Here is an 18506-nt window from a genome sequence, read left to right as displayed (position 1 = left end):
GGATAGAGTGAGGGAGATGGCTATGGCCAAAGTATATGAATTCAGCCGCCAGCCGCGCTTTTTGCCGGATATGCCTGGCGGCGAACTGGAAATTCCCAATCCTCCGCAGGCCTACGCCAAGCCGGAGATTGCCTGGATGGCGCTGTTGGTGCCGCCCGCAGTCATGCTGATCATCACCGTGCTGCTTGCGATGACAGCACAATCTATGTACATGATGCTTTCCATTGCAATGACGGTGACGACGCTGCTGTTCTCATTCACGGGAGCGGCAACACAGATCCGGAAATACAACCGCCAGAAAAAAGAGCGGGAGCAAAAATATCTCCAGTACATCGCCGACGTGCGGGCCGAGCTGGCGATTGCCAGGGAGCAACAGAGCAAAGCGCTGCATGAAATGAACCCGGAGCCGGAGGATTGTCTGCTCCGGCTGCAGCAGAATGACAGCAAGCTCTGGGAAAGAACACCTGTCCATCTGGATTTTCTTTCACTCCGCCTGGGGGTCGGCAGTGTCCCGTCCGCCTTGCGTATCGTATACAGCAAGCAAGCGGTGGTGCTGGAGAATGATCCGCTGCTGATGGAGCCGCACCGTCTGGCGCTTGAATTCGCCACGGTGCCGGAAGCTCCGCTCGCTGTCAATCTGCTGGAGGCAGAGATCTGCGGGTTGGCCGGGGAAGCCGAGCGGACCCGGCAGCTGCTGCAGCAAATGGTGCTTCAGCTTGTAACCCATCACGGTTACGATGATGTGCGGCTTGTGCTGCTGCTGCCGGAGGAATGTGTAGCGGATTGGAGCTGGCTCCGCCATCTGCCGCATTTGTGGAATGATGACTTCACCAGCCGTTACCTGCTCTGCGGCAAACCGATGGCCCACCCGATTCTGGGCGAGCTGTACGAAGTGCTGAAGGAGCGGGAACTCCGGACTGTTGCCGGAACGATGCTTCCCCATTATGTCTTTATTATTGAGGATCCGGCGCTGCTGGATAATGAACCGATCTACAACTATCTGTACAATGGCAGCTCCCGGCTGGGCGTGTCCTCCCTGTTTCTGGCCAGCAACAAGGCCTATCTTCCGATGAACAGCCGGGTAGTCATTCACATGAATAACAAAAGCGCCGAGCTTGCCGACAAAATATCGGGCGATAAGCTGACCTTTATTCCGGACAACGTCAAGACAGGTCCGCTGGAGCAGGCCGCACGCAAGCTGGCTCCGGTCCGGCTGCGGTCCACAGGGGCAGGCTTCGCCCTCCCGGCGTCGGTTACGCTGCTGGAGACGCTGGGTGTACGTACCACGACAGAGCTTGACTTTCCGGCAATCTGGAACAAGAACAAGACCTTTAAGGGCATGAGTGTGCCCATCGGTGTACGGGCGGGCGGCACTCCATTCCGGCTGGACCTGCATGAGACAGGGTATGGTCCGCACGGACTGGTAGCCGGAACGACGGGCTCCGGTAAAAGTGAGCTGCTGCAGAGCATGATTGTGTCGCTGGCGATTCATTACCATCCGCATGATCTGGTCTTCGTGCTGATCGACTACAAGGGCGGAGGCATGGCCGACGTATTCAAAGGGATGCCGCATCTCGTTGGCACCATTACGAATCTGGGCGGCAATGAGACGAACCGGGCCCTGCTCTCGATCAAAAGTGAGCTGCTTCGCCGCCAGCGGTTGTTCTCCGAGCAAGGCGTCAATAATATCGACCGCTACCAGAAGCTGTATCACAGCGGCGGAAAAGAACGCGGCATGGCACCGATTCCCCATCTGATCATGATTGCCGATGAATTTGCGGAGCTGAAGCAGGATCAGCCGGATTTCATGAAGGAGCTGGTCAGTGCCGCGCGCGTGGGCCGCAGTCTTGGAGTTCATCTGATTCTGGCTACACAGAAGCCGGCCGGGATTGTGGATGACCAAATCTGGAGTAACGCCAAATTCAAAATCTGTCTCAAGGTCCAGGACGCCGCCGACAGCAAGGATGTCATCAAACGGCCGGATGCGGCCATGATCAAGGAACCGGGGCGGGCCTATATCCAGGTGGGCAACGACGAGATTTTTGAAATGTTCCAATCGGCCTATTCCGGGGCGGATTATGATCCCGGCAATGAACGGAAGCTAACCAGCAGCCGTACCAGACGGATCTACCGGATGCAGCTGAACGGCAAGTCCGAGCAGATCTACCCGCTGGATGAAGAAAAAATGCCTGAGCTGGAGGTTCCAAGCCAGCTGCAGAGCATTGTGGAACAATTGGCCGCCTGCGCAGAACGCGCCGGCATCGAGCCGCTTGCCGGACCGTGGCATCCGCCCCTGCCCGAGACCGTTACCTTTGAGGATCTGTACAGCGGCCTAGGCGGCTGGAGTGAGCAAACAGGCTGGCCTGCGGTACCGGAAGTGCTCTCGGTTCCGGTAGGCATTGCCGATGATCCGCGGGGGCAGCGGCAGGAAGCGCTGCAGTTTGATTTTGCCGAATCCGGAAATCTGTTCGTCTACGGAGCACCGGGCACCGGTAAAACCGTCCTGCTGCGTACCTTGTGCCTGTCGGCGGCCTACCGGTATTCTCCCGAAGATGTTCATCTCTACGTAATGGATTGTGGCGGTTCGTCGTTCAAGCTACTTGAGCCGCTGCCGCATTGCGGCGGTGTCATGACACTGGAGCAGGAGAAGCAGATTCTCCAATTCACCCAGTTTCTGTTCCGGACAATGGGGGAGCGCAAGCGGATCTTTGAAGAGGCGGGAGCTGACGGTTTTGTAGACTACCGAAAGCGATTCGGGAAGCTGGCCTCGATTGTGCTGGTGATCGATAACTATTTTGCCTTATCCGAAACCTATGAGGAACTGGATGAACAGATGATAGTGCTCGCACGGGAAGGCACCAAATACGGCATCTATCTGGTCGTAAGCGCGACGAATGCCTCTCTGGTCCGGTATAAATTCGCCGTCAACTTCAAGAATGCGGTCAGCTTGCAAATGACGGAGAAAAGTGAATATGAGATGATCGTCGGCCGCACAGAAGGTTTGGAGCCGTCCCGGGCCGGAGGCCGGGGACTCGTGCGGGGCAAACCTCCGCTTGAATTTCAGACGGCATTGCCTTCCTTCCCGCACTGGGAGCATGGGGGCCTGGAAAGCTGGATTGAACAGCTGCGCGAGCTTGCCACAGCAGGGAAACTGCCGGAGGCATCTCGTATTCCTGTAATGCCGGCGAAGATCGACCTTGCAGAGCTGAATGCCAGATGCACTCTGCCGGAAGGACGGCTGGCCATCGGACTCACAGATGGTGATCTCCAGCCGGTTGGCCTCGATCTGGACACAACGCCGATAGTTATGGTGGCGGGGGATGCCATGTCCGGTAAAAGCACGATTCTTACCTCATGGATGGTGCAGCTTGGACAACAGGCCGTGAAGCCGGTGATTTATGCGCTGGACTCCGCCGGTATGGGGATCTATCGTGCACTGGATCTTCCTTATGTGACCGATCTTGCCGCTGTGGAGGATATGTACGCCCTGATCGATGAGATCAAGGAAGAGCTGGACCGGCGCAGACGGGCCATGCTTGAAGCCAGAACGGCCGGCCGCGATCTGGGCAGCCTGCTCGCTTCCTGGCCACGCCTCCTGTTCGTCATTGACCGGCTCAGTGAATTTACCGGTGGTGAACAATATTCGCTGAAGGAACTGCTGGAACGGGTAGTCAAGCAGGACCGGGCACTGAAAGTCGCTGTAATTGCTGCCGATAACACGGCCGAGCTGGCCGGGAATTGGGACGGTCTTGGCAAAGCCATCCGTGAAGAGCAATGTGGACTTCTGCTGGGCAGCCTGAAAGAGCAGAACCTGTACAATGTCCGTGTGCCTTACGGAGAAAAAGAGAAGGAACTGGAGCCGGGTGACGGCTATCTGATCCTGAAGAACAAATATTCGGGCCTTCGCGCCGCCACGTAAGTCCGCGAGGCGCTCTCATAAAGGAGGTGTCCATATGCCGACACCGCAAGAGATCCGCCGCCAGGCGGCAAATGTAAACAGCGCGGCGGAGGATGTCCGCCGGGAGCAGAGCAAAAATGACAGCAGCGCCGGCCAAAGCAGCACCTGGTGGAAAGGCGAAGCCGGAGATACGTACCGCAAGGAGTACGCCGAGATCAGCCAGGAAATCACCAAGCTGCTTAACCGTCTGCGTGATCTGCAGAGCCAGCTGTCCAGGCTGGCAGCAGGCGTTCAGCGGGCGGATGAAGAACGTGCCAGGGCCAGGGCAGCTGAGGAAGCCGCGCAGCGGGCCCTTGCGGCTGCTGCCAAGAAGAAATAAGACTGACCGGATAGATAAGATGACCAAAAGAAAATAACAAAAGGTGAGAAGGAGGGAAGGGGAAGTTTGGAACTGTAGGAGCGGTAGCGACCGCCTTTGTTTTCGGATTTCAACTACAGGTAGTGGTTAAATTGAAGAAATCTGAAAACAACAGCGGCCGGAAGTCCAAACATTCACCGTAGGGACGAGTGAAGCTTATGTTAGCATCTTGAGTCCGTCTTATATAGATTCCATGAAGGGAGGTGAACTAAATGGTAAATCAGGTATTCAGCCCCGAGCAGGCGAGAAGTGTGGCCAGTTCCATCAAGGGTAAAGGCCAAAGCGCCAAGGATATCATCAATCAGCTTGACCGTGAGATCAAAGCCGCTGAAGCTTGGTGGCAAGGTGAATCTTCCAAGGCCTTCATTGAAGAATTTAACCAATTGAAGCCATCGCTGGACAAGCTGGTGGAGTGTGTTAACGGCATCAGCGTGCAATTGAACAAAGTAGCCGAAATCAAGGAGCAAAGCGATCGCGATATTGCCAGCCAGCTTCGCAGATAGAAGATGGCGGAATACAGTATGGACGGCAGCCGGAAGCCCCCTCTTCCGGCGCGGCCATGCTTGTTATACATAACCTCAGAAAATGAAACTTTCATCTATCAGATGATGGTTTGAATATAACCGGAATTCAATACCAAGGAGGATTACTATGAAAAAATTGCTCGCTTTATTCACAGCATTATTGCTATTTGTTACTCTGGTGCCTGATCAGTCGTTTGCGGCGTCAAGTCTCCGGGTGGTGGTGGATGGGAACAAGATCAACTTTCCGGATGCGCTGCCGTTTCTGGATGCAAAGAACCGGGTGCAGGTGCCTGTCCGTTTCGTGAGCGAGGCTTTGGGTGCGAAGGTAGGCTGGGTTCCTGCCAGTAAGACGGTTACCGTAGAACTGAATGGCAAAAAGCTGGCGCTGGTGATTGGCAAAAAGCAATACACCGTGGACAATGCCAACAAAACAATGGACACCGCAGCGCTGATGAAAAATGAGAGAACCTTTGTACCCTTGCGTTTTGTCAGTGAAGGATTGGGTGTGGGTGTGAAATGGGATCAGGCGGTGAGTACAGCTTATATTACCACAGGTAATGACGGCAGCAATAGTAAGCCGGTGGCTAGCCCGGCGCCGTCCGCAGGTACTAAGCATACCGCTAATGGTTTTACCTATTATGAGAATACAGGTTCTATGTTAAGGGTAGATCCTACTCAGGAGAATCCGCCAAAAGAGAATGCGGTTCTAATTATTATGGTGGATGTGATGAGGAAAAGTGCGAATTATGAAAAGCAGATGCAGGAGACAGAAGCTATTCTCAGACAGCAGATTGAACCCAAAACGGTAGATGAAATTCTGGCGTATACAGCACCTAAGAAGACGAGGGAATATGATTTGCCTATGAAATTTTTTACGGATTCCAAATATGAAGTCATTGTCTCAGGCAAGGCATATAATCAACTGGTTTTTACTATTTTCAGAAGATAGGTGCAGTCAATGAAGAAAACGATAATCGTCGCTATAGGTGCGTTTATGATTTGGGCCGTATTTGCCAACATAGACATCTATTCAGCGGCGCGTAAACTGCCGACTACCCCTGCTGAGGTGCTTAAGTATGCGAATGAAGACGTCCACAAGCTTTACGGAATAGAAAAATATTTCCCGGAGAATAGCAAGATGGGCCCGTACCGTAAAGATCTTTTGACGAAAAGAATTGCTAAAAACGATACAAGATATTATGAGATTGTTTATGGAAAAAGCCATGGGACTGCACTGGACGGGGGCATGTTGGAGTATGCCGGGTATACCGTCAATGGCGAGCATGTTCCGACTGAGAATGTGCCTTGGTTCGCCGGCTGGAGCGGCACGCAAATTCAAAATTTTAAACTGTATCCTAAGCCATGGGATAACGGATTTATAATTAAAAAATATGGGATATCTAAAAACGATTTTAACCAGATGAAAATCACAAACAACACTAATTTCACCAAGTACCTGCCGGACGGGACATTTGAGCAGTTGATCATCAAAGGCATGAACATAAAGTACGGCGGCGAGCATACCTACAAGGAGTTTATGTATCGCAACCAGAATGCGACCTTGGCGGGCGAAAAGGTCTACGCTAATGGTACCACCCCCAAACAAGGCGGGAGATGGATAGATTATGTCCATGTGCTCCAGCCGCCGACCTATTTCTCATGGGGATATGGAACAGTCTATATTAATCATAATGACAGCAGTAATATTACCTATTTGGATATTCCGATCGCCCCTATGGTCTTGCTGGAACAGGATTACGATTTGCAGGCAGCTTTTGATACCTTGCCGCTGCAGGCTCAAGCGGGCGAGAAGGTCGAGGTGAAGATCAGGGTCCACTCCACGTTTCCCGAGCAGACCCAAGCTCATTATAAATGGGATATTATTCAAGCCTCCACGGACGAAGCCATTCCTGCCGCCGGGTCCAAGCTGAAATTCACTGGACATGCTGTGAAAGCTGAAGGGGAACTGGTGATCCCGAAGAACGGAGAACAGCTGCTGGTAGCGAGTTTCATTATGCCGGACAGTGAAGTACGTGTGAAATTCAACGTGAATTCAGAGGGCAAAACACCGAAAGAAAAAGTGATTACAAATAATGTCCTGGATTCCAGCCCGATTGCAGTCAAGCTGCTGAAGCCGCAGCCCCTGACCTATAATGTGCTGACCCGGCAGGTGAAGTTCCCGATCTACGGCGGTGCCGAACTAGTCGCCCAGCTGACCAAACCCCGGGGGACCTGGGTAGGCAACGCCACCGGTGAACTGAATGTACTGAACGGGACGATGGATCTGTTCCGCGACTATAAGGTCCTTAATAATAAAGCAGTTAATGAACCGGGAACCCGTATTTCCCGCCAGCCTATCGTGAGCGCAACCATTGACCGCAAGGATTTTGGCGATGACCCCCAGAATGGCAAATGGTTGAATGTAGAGAACCCATATACTCCCAAGGTGCGGGAAGGCAGTGTGGATTTCAGGGGTGCTGTGCAAAGAACATACGAATATGAGCTGAAAAACTGCAATAAAGACAAATGTACCACACGTACGGTAACCGAGACGGCCCATGCTGATTTTCCGCAGGGAACCGACAGGAAATTATACGAAATGTATTTCTATCATGGGCGCGAAAATGTGCCCGATCCTGTAGTCGAGAAGAAGATCGAGAAGAACAACAATACTTCATTAGCCAAAAAGCTGCTCTGGAGAACAGAACCCTATCCGTTTGATGTCATCCGCTGGATGTACCATATGGATGTGAATAATAAAGCCTACCAAGCCGTGGCGGTGGATGGGCAATATGAGCGGTCTTTTACCCAGCAGGGTGCCGGAGAAGTAACTTGGAGTACCGAAAGCTCGCAGGCCAAGGAGTATCAAGTCGCGCGTACGGCGGCCAAAGAAGGCCAAGCCAGCAAAACGTTCTATGACAAGGCGGTATTTGCCACTGACCGAGAACTGCAGCAATTCAATTACCCGGTGAAATCGGGCTACTATTTTAATCCGGCGGGTTCTTATTCTTTTAATGTAAAGACAGTAGTTTATAAGCCGGTCAAAGACGATACGGAGGACCATAAGGAACTGGTGCAGAAGGTAATCGATTCCTTCCGTTATGAAAGTGATCTTATCTATATCAATAACAAAAAGATCGCGGTGAATCTTAGCAACGAAGAGCTCAGCAAGCAGGGTGGCGGATTTGCCCGCAAGCGTGGTGTACTGACAGCCGAGAAACCTAAGGGAGTAAACGGTGAAGTGCTGCTGGCCGTGCTGGACCGGAGTGTTGACAGCAGCCGATACAGCAAACAGGTTGTGGAATTGAAACACTCGCAGAATACAGGCGGTGAAACGCACGACCATTGGAAAAAAGTTATGGAAGGGTACAGCCAGTCCTCAACGGCAGGAAGCAACAGTTCGTTTGAATACAAAGAATTCGTCAAAGACGGGCAACCCATGTATGAGATTACGGAGCAGACTAAAGTTACCATCGTCATCAATCCCAAGAATAGCTACCTCTATACGCATGCGAACATGGGGGATGGAGAGTACCTTATCCGGGTGTCCATCGGGGACGTAGACCTGAGTAAAAGCAAGCTTGCGTATAATGTACTGCAACCACTGAGAGGGATTACGGCACTGGATGGAATGAAGGTAACGGTCAAGGGTTCAATGTATGATGATTTGTTCAATTAACAGATGCTCAGGGAAAGGGATGAAGGGTCAAAAACCGGAGGTGAACCATGCAGCAAAAAGTGGAACTTGACCGCTTGCTTACGCTGGAACAGGGATTGAAGCGCCTGAACCGTACGCTGGAGGAGCAGGTTACCGGGATGTACAAGGCCGTATCGGGACAGGTCCGTTCTGCCCAATCGGCGTATCCCGAATCTTGCGTCCGCTCTCCGGCTCAGGAGGTAGAGCGCCTGCTTCGGGAGACGAAGGAGCTTGCAGCTTCGATCAGCAGCCGGCTGGACAAGAAAGAAGCGGCGCTGCGCTGGGCCGCAGGGCAATACCGGTCCACGGAGCAGAAGGCCCGGTCTCTGATGAAGGTTTCATCAAGCTTTACCTGGAAACAGGCGGGCACCCTGTTCAGCAGGTGGTTGCAGACGGCCAGAGACCAGGCGGCGGGCGGGCTGCAGGATCTTTTGCGGAATACGCCTACATTGATTGAGATGATCAAGGATCTGCTGCTGAACGTCAGGGATGCTTCGCTGGACAAACGGCTGCAGCCGTTTATGGAGGATAAGGTGATAACGTCCCTTCTGCAGCAGAGAGATCACGGGAGTCCCGAAGAGCAGCAACTTGCGCGGGAGCAGCTGGCGAGAATCGCCGAAGCTTTGGATGAAATCGGACGGAGCCAGATGGCTTATGGAGTTTATGAGAAATATGGTAATCTAGAGTATATGAAGTCGGCGAACTTGCATGCCGAAGAGCAGCGGAAGCTGCTTCAGGAGCTGGGGGTGGACCCCGGTCTCTATACGAATGTGGATTTGCGGAGCCAGTACAGGGGCTCACCGCTCTCGGCATGCACGTACAATCCGCTGCAAAATGACGGCTCTGCCGTCCCCTCAAGTGATGAGCTGCGGTTCGCAATTGCGCTGGGACTGGTAAATGACAAGTACCGGGAATGGGCAACAGCTAATTACAAGGATATCGAGAAAGCGGTAAAACAGGCAGAGCTTCAGCGGGAACTGGAAAGGCAGCTGGCGGAGTACAAGCGGCTGAATGACCCGCCGACAACCTTGCCGGATGGCACGCCGATTACGGCGAAGAACAAAGAAAATGAGACCACTCTGGCCTATTTCCTGGATAAGGTGTATGACCCAAACGATCAGACTAAGGTGATGTATACCGCATATTATGTCTGGCTGGAAGAGACTTACGGGATGACCGAGTGGCGTAAAAAAGTAGTCCAGGCGGACAGGGTTACCACCGCTTTTGTAGGCGGACTGATCGAATCCACAGTTATGGGCGTAGTGGACACCGTCCAGTTCACCTTCAATTTCGTGATCGACCCGGAGAAAACGAGCCAGGAAGTGATCGACAAGGCGGCTTATATCATCGACAACCCGGATGTGCTGGTCCAGGCTGCGAAGAAGATGTACAAGAACTTCGACGAAGGCACGCCGGAGGAAAAAGCAAAAATGCTGGGCTCCGTAGCTTCACTGCTTGTGCCAGGTGTCTCGATCACGAAAAGCGGGGTCGTCGGCAAAGTGGCGGACAAAGTGATGGACCCGCTCACGGATGCGATGAAGAAGGTCCCGGATGCACTGAAGAATTCCAACGTTTCAGGGTTCCCGAACTGGAATCCCCTTCAGAATCAGCTGATCCCGGACACCGCTGGAGTCCCCGGCCCTTTTAAACCACCGGGTCAGGTGTGGAGGTTTGAGGGGAATGGGAATGGTCATAATCTTGATACCAAGGTTAACGAGATTACAAAAGAAATTAAAAAGTTAGATGAACAAATAGCTAAATTGAAAAAAGAAGGAAATGAAGATGAGCTTAAGAGATTAGAACGTGAAAAAAGCAAATTGGCTAATAAACTAGATACTCCTGATGATATAAGTGAGAAATTTGATTTAATAGATGCAGAAGCCCGTGAAAGAAAAATCGATAATTCTAAATATTTTGAACATGATAAAGGTGATTTTGGAGAAGAAGTAGCGAAAAATGTAGCAGAATCCAATAACTTAGGTGAGGACATTTCAGAAATGTTCCAAGTAGGGAGAAACGGCATAGATGCTACATATTTATCGAAGGGTCCGCCGCCAAAGTTAACTATGATTGAATCAAAAGCGTCACAATGGGGAAGGTTCTCTTATTCCGATGCACAGAAATCGGGAGGGAAAGCATATTTTGAAGATATGCTAAACAGTGATGACCCAAGGTATGCGGATTTTGGGCGGAAATTTGATAAATTAGAAAAGGAGTATCCTGGACTGGAATTTAATTATATTAGGGTGGAAACAGATATAAAGATAACCGAGATTGGCTTTGGAGTAGATGAATTAAAAATAAAGGACTGGAACAAAGAAATAGATTGACCTAGAGGAGGATCTGATGTTAAATATCAAAAAATTAGAATTAGCTTACAAAAGGTATAGTGAAAACTTCGTGGATGGAATTAAATTTGAAGATGTCAGGGAGTATTATGAAACAAACAAACAAGAAATTATTGAAATTGTCGAGTTGAATGACAAAGAAAAGGATCATATCTTATTAATAAATCTAGGATCAATTTTCTCTTACTACCTGTCAACATGGAAAAATGATGTATTGATTAATGGAGGAAATAAAGCAGACGGATTAAAACAGATGCAGATGGTCGTATTCTATCAGTGTATGATTCAGGACCTATATAAAGTCCGTTATCCTAATATGAGAGTAAGATACACGTTTAGGGAGGTCATTGCAGCCTTAATTCATTTCACGATGTATGGATGGGAGAAAGAAGAAAATTTGTTGTTCGATTTTATGGTTGACCATCTTGGCGGGAATATCATGGAAGCCAATGATCGGAACAAACACACATGGTTTCTACTAGAGTTATACTTGAAGTATAGAAATAAAACGATTGTGGGAACCAATCAAAACGTGCATATCGCAGTGAAACGAAAACTAGAGGAGGCTGGACTTCGAAGCGGCTCAATACCACTAGACCTAGAGATCTATCACGACGTGTTGGAACGTTGGTCTACGCCTAGTATCGAAGAGATCGAACAATTGATTGTCAACATGACAATGTTTCATTCCACTTTAGCTTCGGAACTGGGTAGTTTAAATGAATTTGGCGATTATAGATACGGCTTCTATCCCTATGAAATCTTATTTTTAATTCATATAAGGAATAAGCTGGAATTGCCAGTTCCAAAACATTATGACGATTTATTGATGAGTACGTCAGAAGCGAAAATGCAGATTGAAGATCTTGAACCTTTTCCCGAGTGGGATCCTTTGCTACGTCTCATCGATAACTTCTATCGCAAAAACTATCCCGAGTATATCCCTAACCAGCATGGGGAGTTGTTCCAATAAGTGTATTCCATATTCATTCATGGAGGACATAAACATGTTAGACAAAGATATCGTACCCCTCATTTTCCAAGATAACCTGGATGTAGAATTCATTTTAAATCATCCAGAGGCACCGAGCGTATACTCAAGCGTATTAAAATATGGGTTATCTACAAAAAAGTTTCTTTATCTTGATTACAAAGGTGAGCATGATTATGAGATTGTGAATTACATGTTGGATTATGAATTCGCTCATAACATTACATTAGGTTCCCAGAAGGAACTTGAGGCTCTGGGAAAGTTTGAATATAAATATTTACCTGAAAAGATAAAAGAAGTCAACAATCTCATTTCCCAAAAGGGGTATGGATTATTTGCGTATCCAACCGGTGGCGATTTTTATGCCTTGTTCATTACCAAGTTGAAAAACAAATCCAAATTGCTTCAGATCGAGTTGCTTGAAGACAAATGGACTCCTGCAAAAGAAAGATATATACAGTATTATGGCTAAGATGCGGAAGGTAATTTATGGGCAGGTCGATTGTGGTTAGATATAACCATGATTGCCCTGTTTTTTGTTACCTTCTTCAAGCCGAAATTTAATAAACCTAAAGGAGGGTATAATGGCCAACTCCAAAAAATTAGAAATGGCTTATAAAAGATACAGCAAGAACTTTGTTGAGGGAATCAAATTTGAAGATATCCTAGAAGAATATCAAGAGAACCAAAATGAAATTATGAATATCGTCGAGTTGAATGCTGTAGAGAAGGATCATATTCTATTAATAGATTTAGATTCTATTTCCTCATATTACTTATCCCAATGGAAAAGTGATGTGTTGATTCATGGCGGGAATAAGGCAGAAGCATTAAAAAGTATGCAAATGATTGTATTTTACCAGTGTATGGCTCAGGATCTTTATAAAATCCGTTACCCTGAGATGATGGCCGAATACACCTTTAGCGAAGTCATCATAGCCTTAATTCATTTCACGATGTTTGGGTGGGAGAAAGAAGAAAATATTTTATTTGACTTTATTGTTGATCGTCTAGGTGGGAAGGTATTAAGCGCCAACGATTGGAACAGGCATACCTGGTTTTTACTGGAGTTATACTTGCAATACAGAAATAAATCCATAATGGAAACCAAACAAAACTTGCATAAAGTTGTGAAAGAAAGATTCAAGGAATCTGGGGTGCGATGTGATTTAATCCCAGAAGAACTGGATGTTTATAATAAAGTATTGGAACGATGGTCAACTCCTGATCTGGAGGAAATTGAGACTTTGATTGGTGAGATGTCAGTGTTCCATTCTTCATTAGCTTCTGAATTAGGTCAGTCAATAGAATTTGGTGACTTTGTATACGCATTCTATCCCTATGAAATTTTGTTCCTGATCCATGTAAGGAATAAGCTGGGCTTGCCGGTACCCGAAGCATTTAACGATCTATTAATGAATACGCCGGAAGCAAAAATGGACATCAGAGATCCAGAACCTTATCCGGAGTGGGACCCTATGCTGCGTCTGATCGATAACTTCTACCGCAAGAAATATCCCGACTATATTCCCAACCAACATGGGGAATTGTTTCAATCCCAATAAACGGAGGAAACCCGCATGCCTGCTGCAGATATCGTGGAGCTCATATTTGAAGACCAGAAAGATGTAGAAGCCATTTTAGGTGATCCGGAGGCGTTCGATATACACGAATACATCTTGAAATATGGGCTCTCTACAAAAAAGATTTTGTATGTTGATTACAAAGGTGAGCAGTATCGGGAGATCACCAACTATATCATGGACTATGAGTTCGCTCATAACATTGAGTTAGCTTCAAAAGATCAACTGGAGGAATTAGAAGGTTTTGACTATGAGTTTTTACCTGAAAAGATAAAGGAAACCAACAGAATCCTGTCACAAAAGGGCTATGGACTATTTTCATATCCTAACTCGGGTGATTTTTACGCACTGTTCATTGCAAAATTAGAGCATAAAACAAGATTGCTGGAAGTGGATTTACTGCTGGATGATAGAATCCCTTCAAAAGAAGGATATATACAGTATTATGACTAAGATGAGGTAGGCTGTTAGGTCGATTATGGTTAGATATCACCCTGATTGGCCTTTTTTATTATCTTTCCTGGACGGAATCGGACAAGGAGTACCAATGAAATAGCTGATTATCATTTTTTTGGAGGAGCAAAAGTGGAGATTAAAATTAATGTACCTGCATATTCATCTGAAAATGGAGTTGAATTGGATTGGGAAGAAAACTTTAGTATATCCTGTTCTGTAGATCAAGAAACTATAAAAATTAGCGCTAATCAACAAGGTCTTATTTCATTAGCAAAACATCTGTTGAATATTGCCCAGTGCGAGGTGCCTATACATACACATTTGCATTTTGATGATTATAATTCTCTTCAAGATGGATCATGCGATTTAATAATTGAAAAAGTTAAATGAATTGAACGGGTTAAGCGGAGACTGTCCCATATTCAGATCGTGGTGGTTACGGGGAATAAACAGCATGCGCTCTGGGCTGATGCTAAAAGGATGCGTCAAAGGGGCACCTCATGATACAATAATCGGACAAGCTGACAAGAATGAGGTGACTGTTGTTGAAGTATGATTTCGACCGTGTAATTGACCGCCGCAATACCCGTTCCTACAAATGGGACCAGTCCGAGAAGCTGTTCGGTGACAAGGATATTATGCCCCTGTGGGTGGCGGATATGGACTTTGAAAGCCCGCCTGCAGTAAAAGAAGCTCTGAAACGCCGCTTGGAGCAAGGTATATACGGGTACAGCGTGCCCAGCGAGGGATACACCCAAGCAATCACCGGCTGGTTCCGCAGAAGACACGGCTGGGATATCGCACCCGAGTGGATCAGTGATTCCCCGGGGATTGTAACCTCGCTCAGCCTGTCTGTAGAGCTGTTCAGCGAACCGGGGGAGGCTGTAATTCTGCAGTCGCCGGTATATTACCCTTTTTATGATGTCATCCAATTGAATGGACGCAAGGTGGCAAAAAATCCGCTGATTCTCCGGAACGGACGTTATGAGATGGATTATGCCCAACTGGAGGAGCTGATGCAGGCGGGGGCCAAGCTGCTGCTGCTCTGCAGTCCGCATAATCCCGGCGGCAGAGTCTGGTTGCGGGAGGAGCTGCTGCAGCTCGGTGAACTTTGCCTGCGTTATGGTGTAACGGTGATTTCGGACGAAATTCACTGTGATCTCGCCCTGCCGGGCCACAGGCATATCCCTTTTGCTTCGTTGTCGGAAGAGATCGCAGACATTACGCTGACCACACTGGCTTCGACCAAAACCTTTAATCTGCCGGGGCTGCAAACCTCATTTATTGTAGCGTCCAACCCGGACTTGAAGCGTAAATTTGATGCCAGAGTCAAAGCGCTCAGCCTGCATATGGCCGGGTTCCTTGCCCCCGAGGCGGTAGAAGCTGCCTATAATGAAGGGGAAGAGTGGCTCGATGAGCTGCTGACTTATGTAGCTGCCAACGCGGACTATGCTGCCGATTATCTGAGCCGCAACTTACCGGAAGTAAAGATTATGCGGCCTGAGGCCACGTACCTGCTCTGGATCGATTGCCGCGGGTTGAAGCTGGATGTGGCGGGTCTGAAGAGACTGATGCATCAGGAAGCCAAAGTCGCATTTAATGAAGGTTCGGTGTTTGGCTCGGAAGGGGAAGGTTATCTGCGGATCAATCTGGCCTGCCCGAGATCTATCCTGGCCGAGGCGCTGGAGCGCTTTTGCCGGGCAGCTGCTGCCTATACCTCAAAATAAACATCAGGGTGACAGCCCGGTGGCTCCTTTATGGAAGCTGCCGGGCTTTTTTTTGCTGCAATCTCAATAGGGAATACCTAAAATTTTAACATGATGCTATACTTAGTTACATCGACGATGGATGTAAGCGCTTTGAAAAATATGTAAATGAGTTTAAGTGTAAGGATTTATAACACGTATCCCGAATGTGGAAGGGGGCCCGCACATGCGTTTTGTGAAGTGGCTGGGACAACAGCACTTGTTCGTACGCCTGATGATTCCTTATTTCTTCTTTATGCTGTTTGCTTTGTGCCTTGGGGGGCTTTTTTACAAACTGACCTACGATGTGGTTAAAGCTGAAGTTACCAAAAACAATATGCAGCTGCTGGAGCAGGTTAAAGAAACGATGGATATCCGTCTGTCCGAAATTAATACCATCGCCCTGCAGCTTTTGAGCGATCCCATGGTACAGAGTTTTCAGCGTGTGACTAATCCGTTCAGCAGCACAACTACCTACAAGGTACTAGAGACGCAAAAAAATCTATACAGCTATAACACCTCCAATAACTTTGTGCTGGATTATTATCTGCTGTTCAAAAACAGCAATTTGGCCTTATCCTCCAAGTCCACCTATGAGCTGCCTTCCTTCTACCGTCATGTGCTGTCCAATCCGGGCACAGATTATGAAACCTGGCGCAGCGACCTGTTCAGCAATTACCGCAACCGGGAAGTGATGGCTTCGGGACTGACGGAATATCAAAGCAAGCCGTATGAAATGCTCACTTACGTGCAATCGCTGGGTTATCCTAACTACATTCAAGGTGCGCTTGTTCTTCTGGTTGATAACCGCAAGCTGAAGTCGCTTTTGGCAGGTCTGGACATATCCGACGGGGGCTGGGTATCGATTATTGATCACGAGGGACGTATTGTCAGCACATTGTCCGGCGGCGGAACGGCACCTGCCGCTGCGGATCTTTCGCTGTATCCGTCATCTTCGGGCATTATCGAAGCTTCGGCCAAGACGGATCAAATGATGGTTACCTATACGAAATCCTCCTATAATAACTGGTCCTACGTTGTAGCACAGCCGCCCCATGTGGTGCTAGGAAAGGTCATTTCTATCAAAAAAATTACCTTTGCGGTTGTACTCGTTTTTCTTCTGAGTGGTGTGCTGCTGGCTTATTTGTTCGCTGCCCGGAGCGGCAAACCGCTTGTCAGAATTCTCTCCACGCTGGCGGAGGGAGCGGGCAGCAACGGGCCGCGCCGCCGGCCCAAAGATATGTACGGGTTCATCCAGAACTCGCTGTCCACGCTCATTGACAGTAATGTTGCCTTGCAGAGCGAAATTGACCGCCAGGCGCCGCTGCTGTGGGAGACCTTTTATGAACGGCTGCTCAAGGGGGAATTCCTTCATCTAAATGAAATTAACACGCTGCTTGAGCATCAGCATATTGAAATTAAAGGCCAGGGATATGCCATCGGAATTCTCCATTTCCGCAGCGGGGTCTCAGGGGTTAGCGCCGATGCCTTGCGCAAACTGGATATTGAGCGGGTGCTGGCCAAGGAAGCGCTGCGGCTTACTCTGGGCGACAGCCGGTATGCGCATGATATCGCCGAGGATAAAATCGCGCTGCTGTTCGTAGGCGGCAGCGCAGACCGCACTGCCCTGCGCAGGCAGATCGAACAGAACATCGCCGAGATGGCTGCTGAGATTAGAGGGAAGCTGCCGCTGGGGCTTTTTTTCGCTATCGGGGGCTTCCGCACATCGCTGCTTGATGTGTCCGGCTCCTACGAAGAGGCCCGCCAATCGCTGTCCTCAATTGCTTACGAAGGCATGGTCGAAACTGCCTGGTTCGATGATCTGCCCAGCGTGAACGGATTGTTCCATTTCCCGGCCGAAGTGGAGAATCGCCTGAGCAACTATACCAAGGCAGGGGAGACGGAAGAGACGGGGAAGTTGCTGGAATCGTTGTACCGGGAGAACTTTCAGGAGCGGCATCTGTCGCTCTCGATGCAGCAGCTGTTCGTCAGCGAGGTGACAAGCTGTCTCGTCAAGCTGCAGGAGCAGCTGCTTCTGCAGGATCCCGGCGATGTGCATGGGCTGTTGCAGCAGCTGAATGCGATGGAGAATCCGCGCCAGGCTTACCGGAGTGTAACGGAAGTATTCAGGAGCATCAGCATAGAGATCGACCAGCGCAAGAAGAGCCGCAACGTCAAACTGCTCGATTCCATTCTGGCCTGCATACAGGAACAGTTTGGCGAAGCCAATCTCAGCCTGGACGCGCTTGCGGACCAGATGAATATCTCCAAGGGCTATATGTCGCAGTTCTTCAAGGAGCAGACGGGTGTGAACTTCTCAGAGTATCTGGAGAATCTGCGCATGAATGAGGCCAGGAAGCTGCTGGCCCAGACCGGGCTGCCGATCCGCGATATCGCCGAGCAGGTCGGTTATCATTCCACCAACACCTTCTGCCGGGCTTTTAAGCGGGGCAACGGTCTAAGTGCTACAGCTTTCCGAGATTCGGCGGCGGGGTAACGCCCGCTGGAAGGGGCTATATACTCCCGAATTAACGGCTGAAACCCTTTCAGCCACGTCTTCACAAAGGGCGGCCCGCCAGCCAGTTATGGCTGATGGGCCGTCTTTTTTATAAATAGAACAACCTTCCAATGTAATATAAATTAACACAAACTAAAATGTATGATATCGCTTACAAACCTAATGAATGTAAATAAAACGCTTCATTCTGCTTATTTGCACATGGTAAAGGCAAATGCAAAGATAGATTTCTTAACAAATGACGATGAAAAGGGCGATTTACAATTTACGATTTGGCCTTCCCGGGCCTATGCTGAGCTCACAAAGAGAACAGACAGACCAGCGTGAA

General features: G+C 49.0%; 13 protein-coding genes. All 13 read left to right on the top strand.

Features of this window, described 5'->3' with window-relative positions:
- Window positions 1-22 precede the first annotated feature (22 nt).
- Complete coding sequence (essC, locus tag IEY53_RS28605; RefSeq protein WP_189031032.1) at window positions 23-3919, top strand: type VII secretion protein EssC; 3897 nt, start codon at window positions 23-25, stop codon at window positions 3917-3919.
- Between the two features lie 34 nt (window positions 3920-3953).
- Window positions 3954-4277 (top strand): WXG100 family type VII secretion target, encoded by a 324-nt coding sequence (locus tag IEY53_RS28600; protein ID WP_189031030.1) that lies wholly within the window; start codon window positions 3954-3956, stop codon window positions 4275-4277.
- Window positions 4278-4528: 251 nt separating this feature from the next.
- Entirely contained in the window at window positions 4529-4819 is a 291-nt protein-coding gene (locus IEY53_RS28595; protein WP_189031028.1) for a WXG100 family type VII secretion target, read from the top strand.
- A 148-nt stretch (window positions 4820-4967) separates the two neighbouring features.
- On the top strand, window positions 4968-5789 hold the full coding sequence (locus IEY53_RS28590; protein WP_189031026.1) for a copper amine oxidase N-terminal domain-containing protein: 822 nt from the start codon (window positions 4968-4970) through the stop codon (window positions 5787-5789).
- Between the two features lie 9 nt (window positions 5790-5798).
- Window positions 5799-8519 (top strand): hypothetical protein, encoded by a 2721-nt coding sequence (locus tag IEY53_RS28585; protein WP_189031024.1) that lies wholly within the window; start codon window positions 5799-5801, stop codon window positions 8517-8519.
- Between the two features lie 47 nt (window positions 8520-8566).
- On the top strand, window positions 8567-10867 hold the full coding sequence (locus IEY53_RS35445) for a hypothetical protein (protein ID WP_229696415.1): 2301 nt from the start codon (window positions 8567-8569) through the stop codon (window positions 10865-10867).
- Window positions 10868-10883: 16 nt separating this feature from the next.
- A complete protein-coding gene (locus IEY53_RS28575) occupies window positions 10884-11858 on the top strand; it encodes a hypothetical protein (RefSeq protein ID WP_189031023.1) in 975 nt (324 codons plus the stop codon).
- A gap of 34 nt (window positions 11859-11892) precedes the next feature.
- Window positions 11893-12348: a DUF6630 family protein gene (locus IEY53_RS28570; protein ID WP_189031022.1), complete on the top strand. Its 456-nt coding sequence runs from the start codon at window positions 11893-11895 to the stop codon at window positions 12346-12348.
- Window positions 12349-12460: 112 nt separating this feature from the next.
- Window positions 12461-13441: a hypothetical protein gene (locus tag IEY53_RS28565; protein WP_189031021.1), complete on the top strand. Its 981-nt coding sequence runs from the start codon at window positions 12461-12463 to the stop codon at window positions 13439-13441.
- A 15-nt stretch (window positions 13442-13456) separates the two neighbouring features.
- Window positions 13457-13912 carry a DUF6630 family protein gene (locus IEY53_RS28560; RefSeq protein ID WP_189031020.1) on the top strand — a complete coding sequence of 152 codons (456 nt, stop codon included), beginning with the start codon at window positions 13457-13459 and terminating at the stop codon, window positions 13910-13912.
- 132 nt (window positions 13913-14044) lie between these two features.
- Window positions 14045-14305: an Imm32 family immunity protein gene (locus IEY53_RS28555; protein ID WP_189031019.1), complete on the top strand. Its 261-nt coding sequence runs from the start codon at window positions 14045-14047 to the stop codon at window positions 14303-14305.
- Between the two features lie 155 nt (window positions 14306-14460).
- Window positions 14461-15642, top strand: coding sequence for a MalY/PatB family protein (locus IEY53_RS28550; protein WP_189031062.1), 1182 nt, complete (start codon window positions 14461-14463; stop codon window positions 15640-15642).
- A 205-nt stretch (window positions 15643-15847) separates the two neighbouring features.
- The gene (locus tag IEY53_RS28545; RefSeq protein ID WP_189031018.1) at window positions 15848-18157 is read left to right on the top strand and encodes a helix-turn-helix domain-containing protein; all 2310 of its coding nucleotides are present in this window, start codon (window positions 15848-15850) and stop codon (window positions 18155-18157) included.
- Window positions 18158-18506 lie beyond the last annotated feature (349 nt).

Source organism: Paenibacillus albidus, assembly GCF_014644435.1.
In the GTDB taxonomy this organism is placed as follows: domain Bacteria; phylum Bacillota; class Bacilli; order Paenibacillales; family Paenibacillaceae; genus Paenibacillus_AQ; species Paenibacillus_AQ albidus.
The sequence above is the reverse complement of the archived record's forward strand: the minus strand, read 5'-3'. Positions and strand labels throughout refer to the sequence as shown.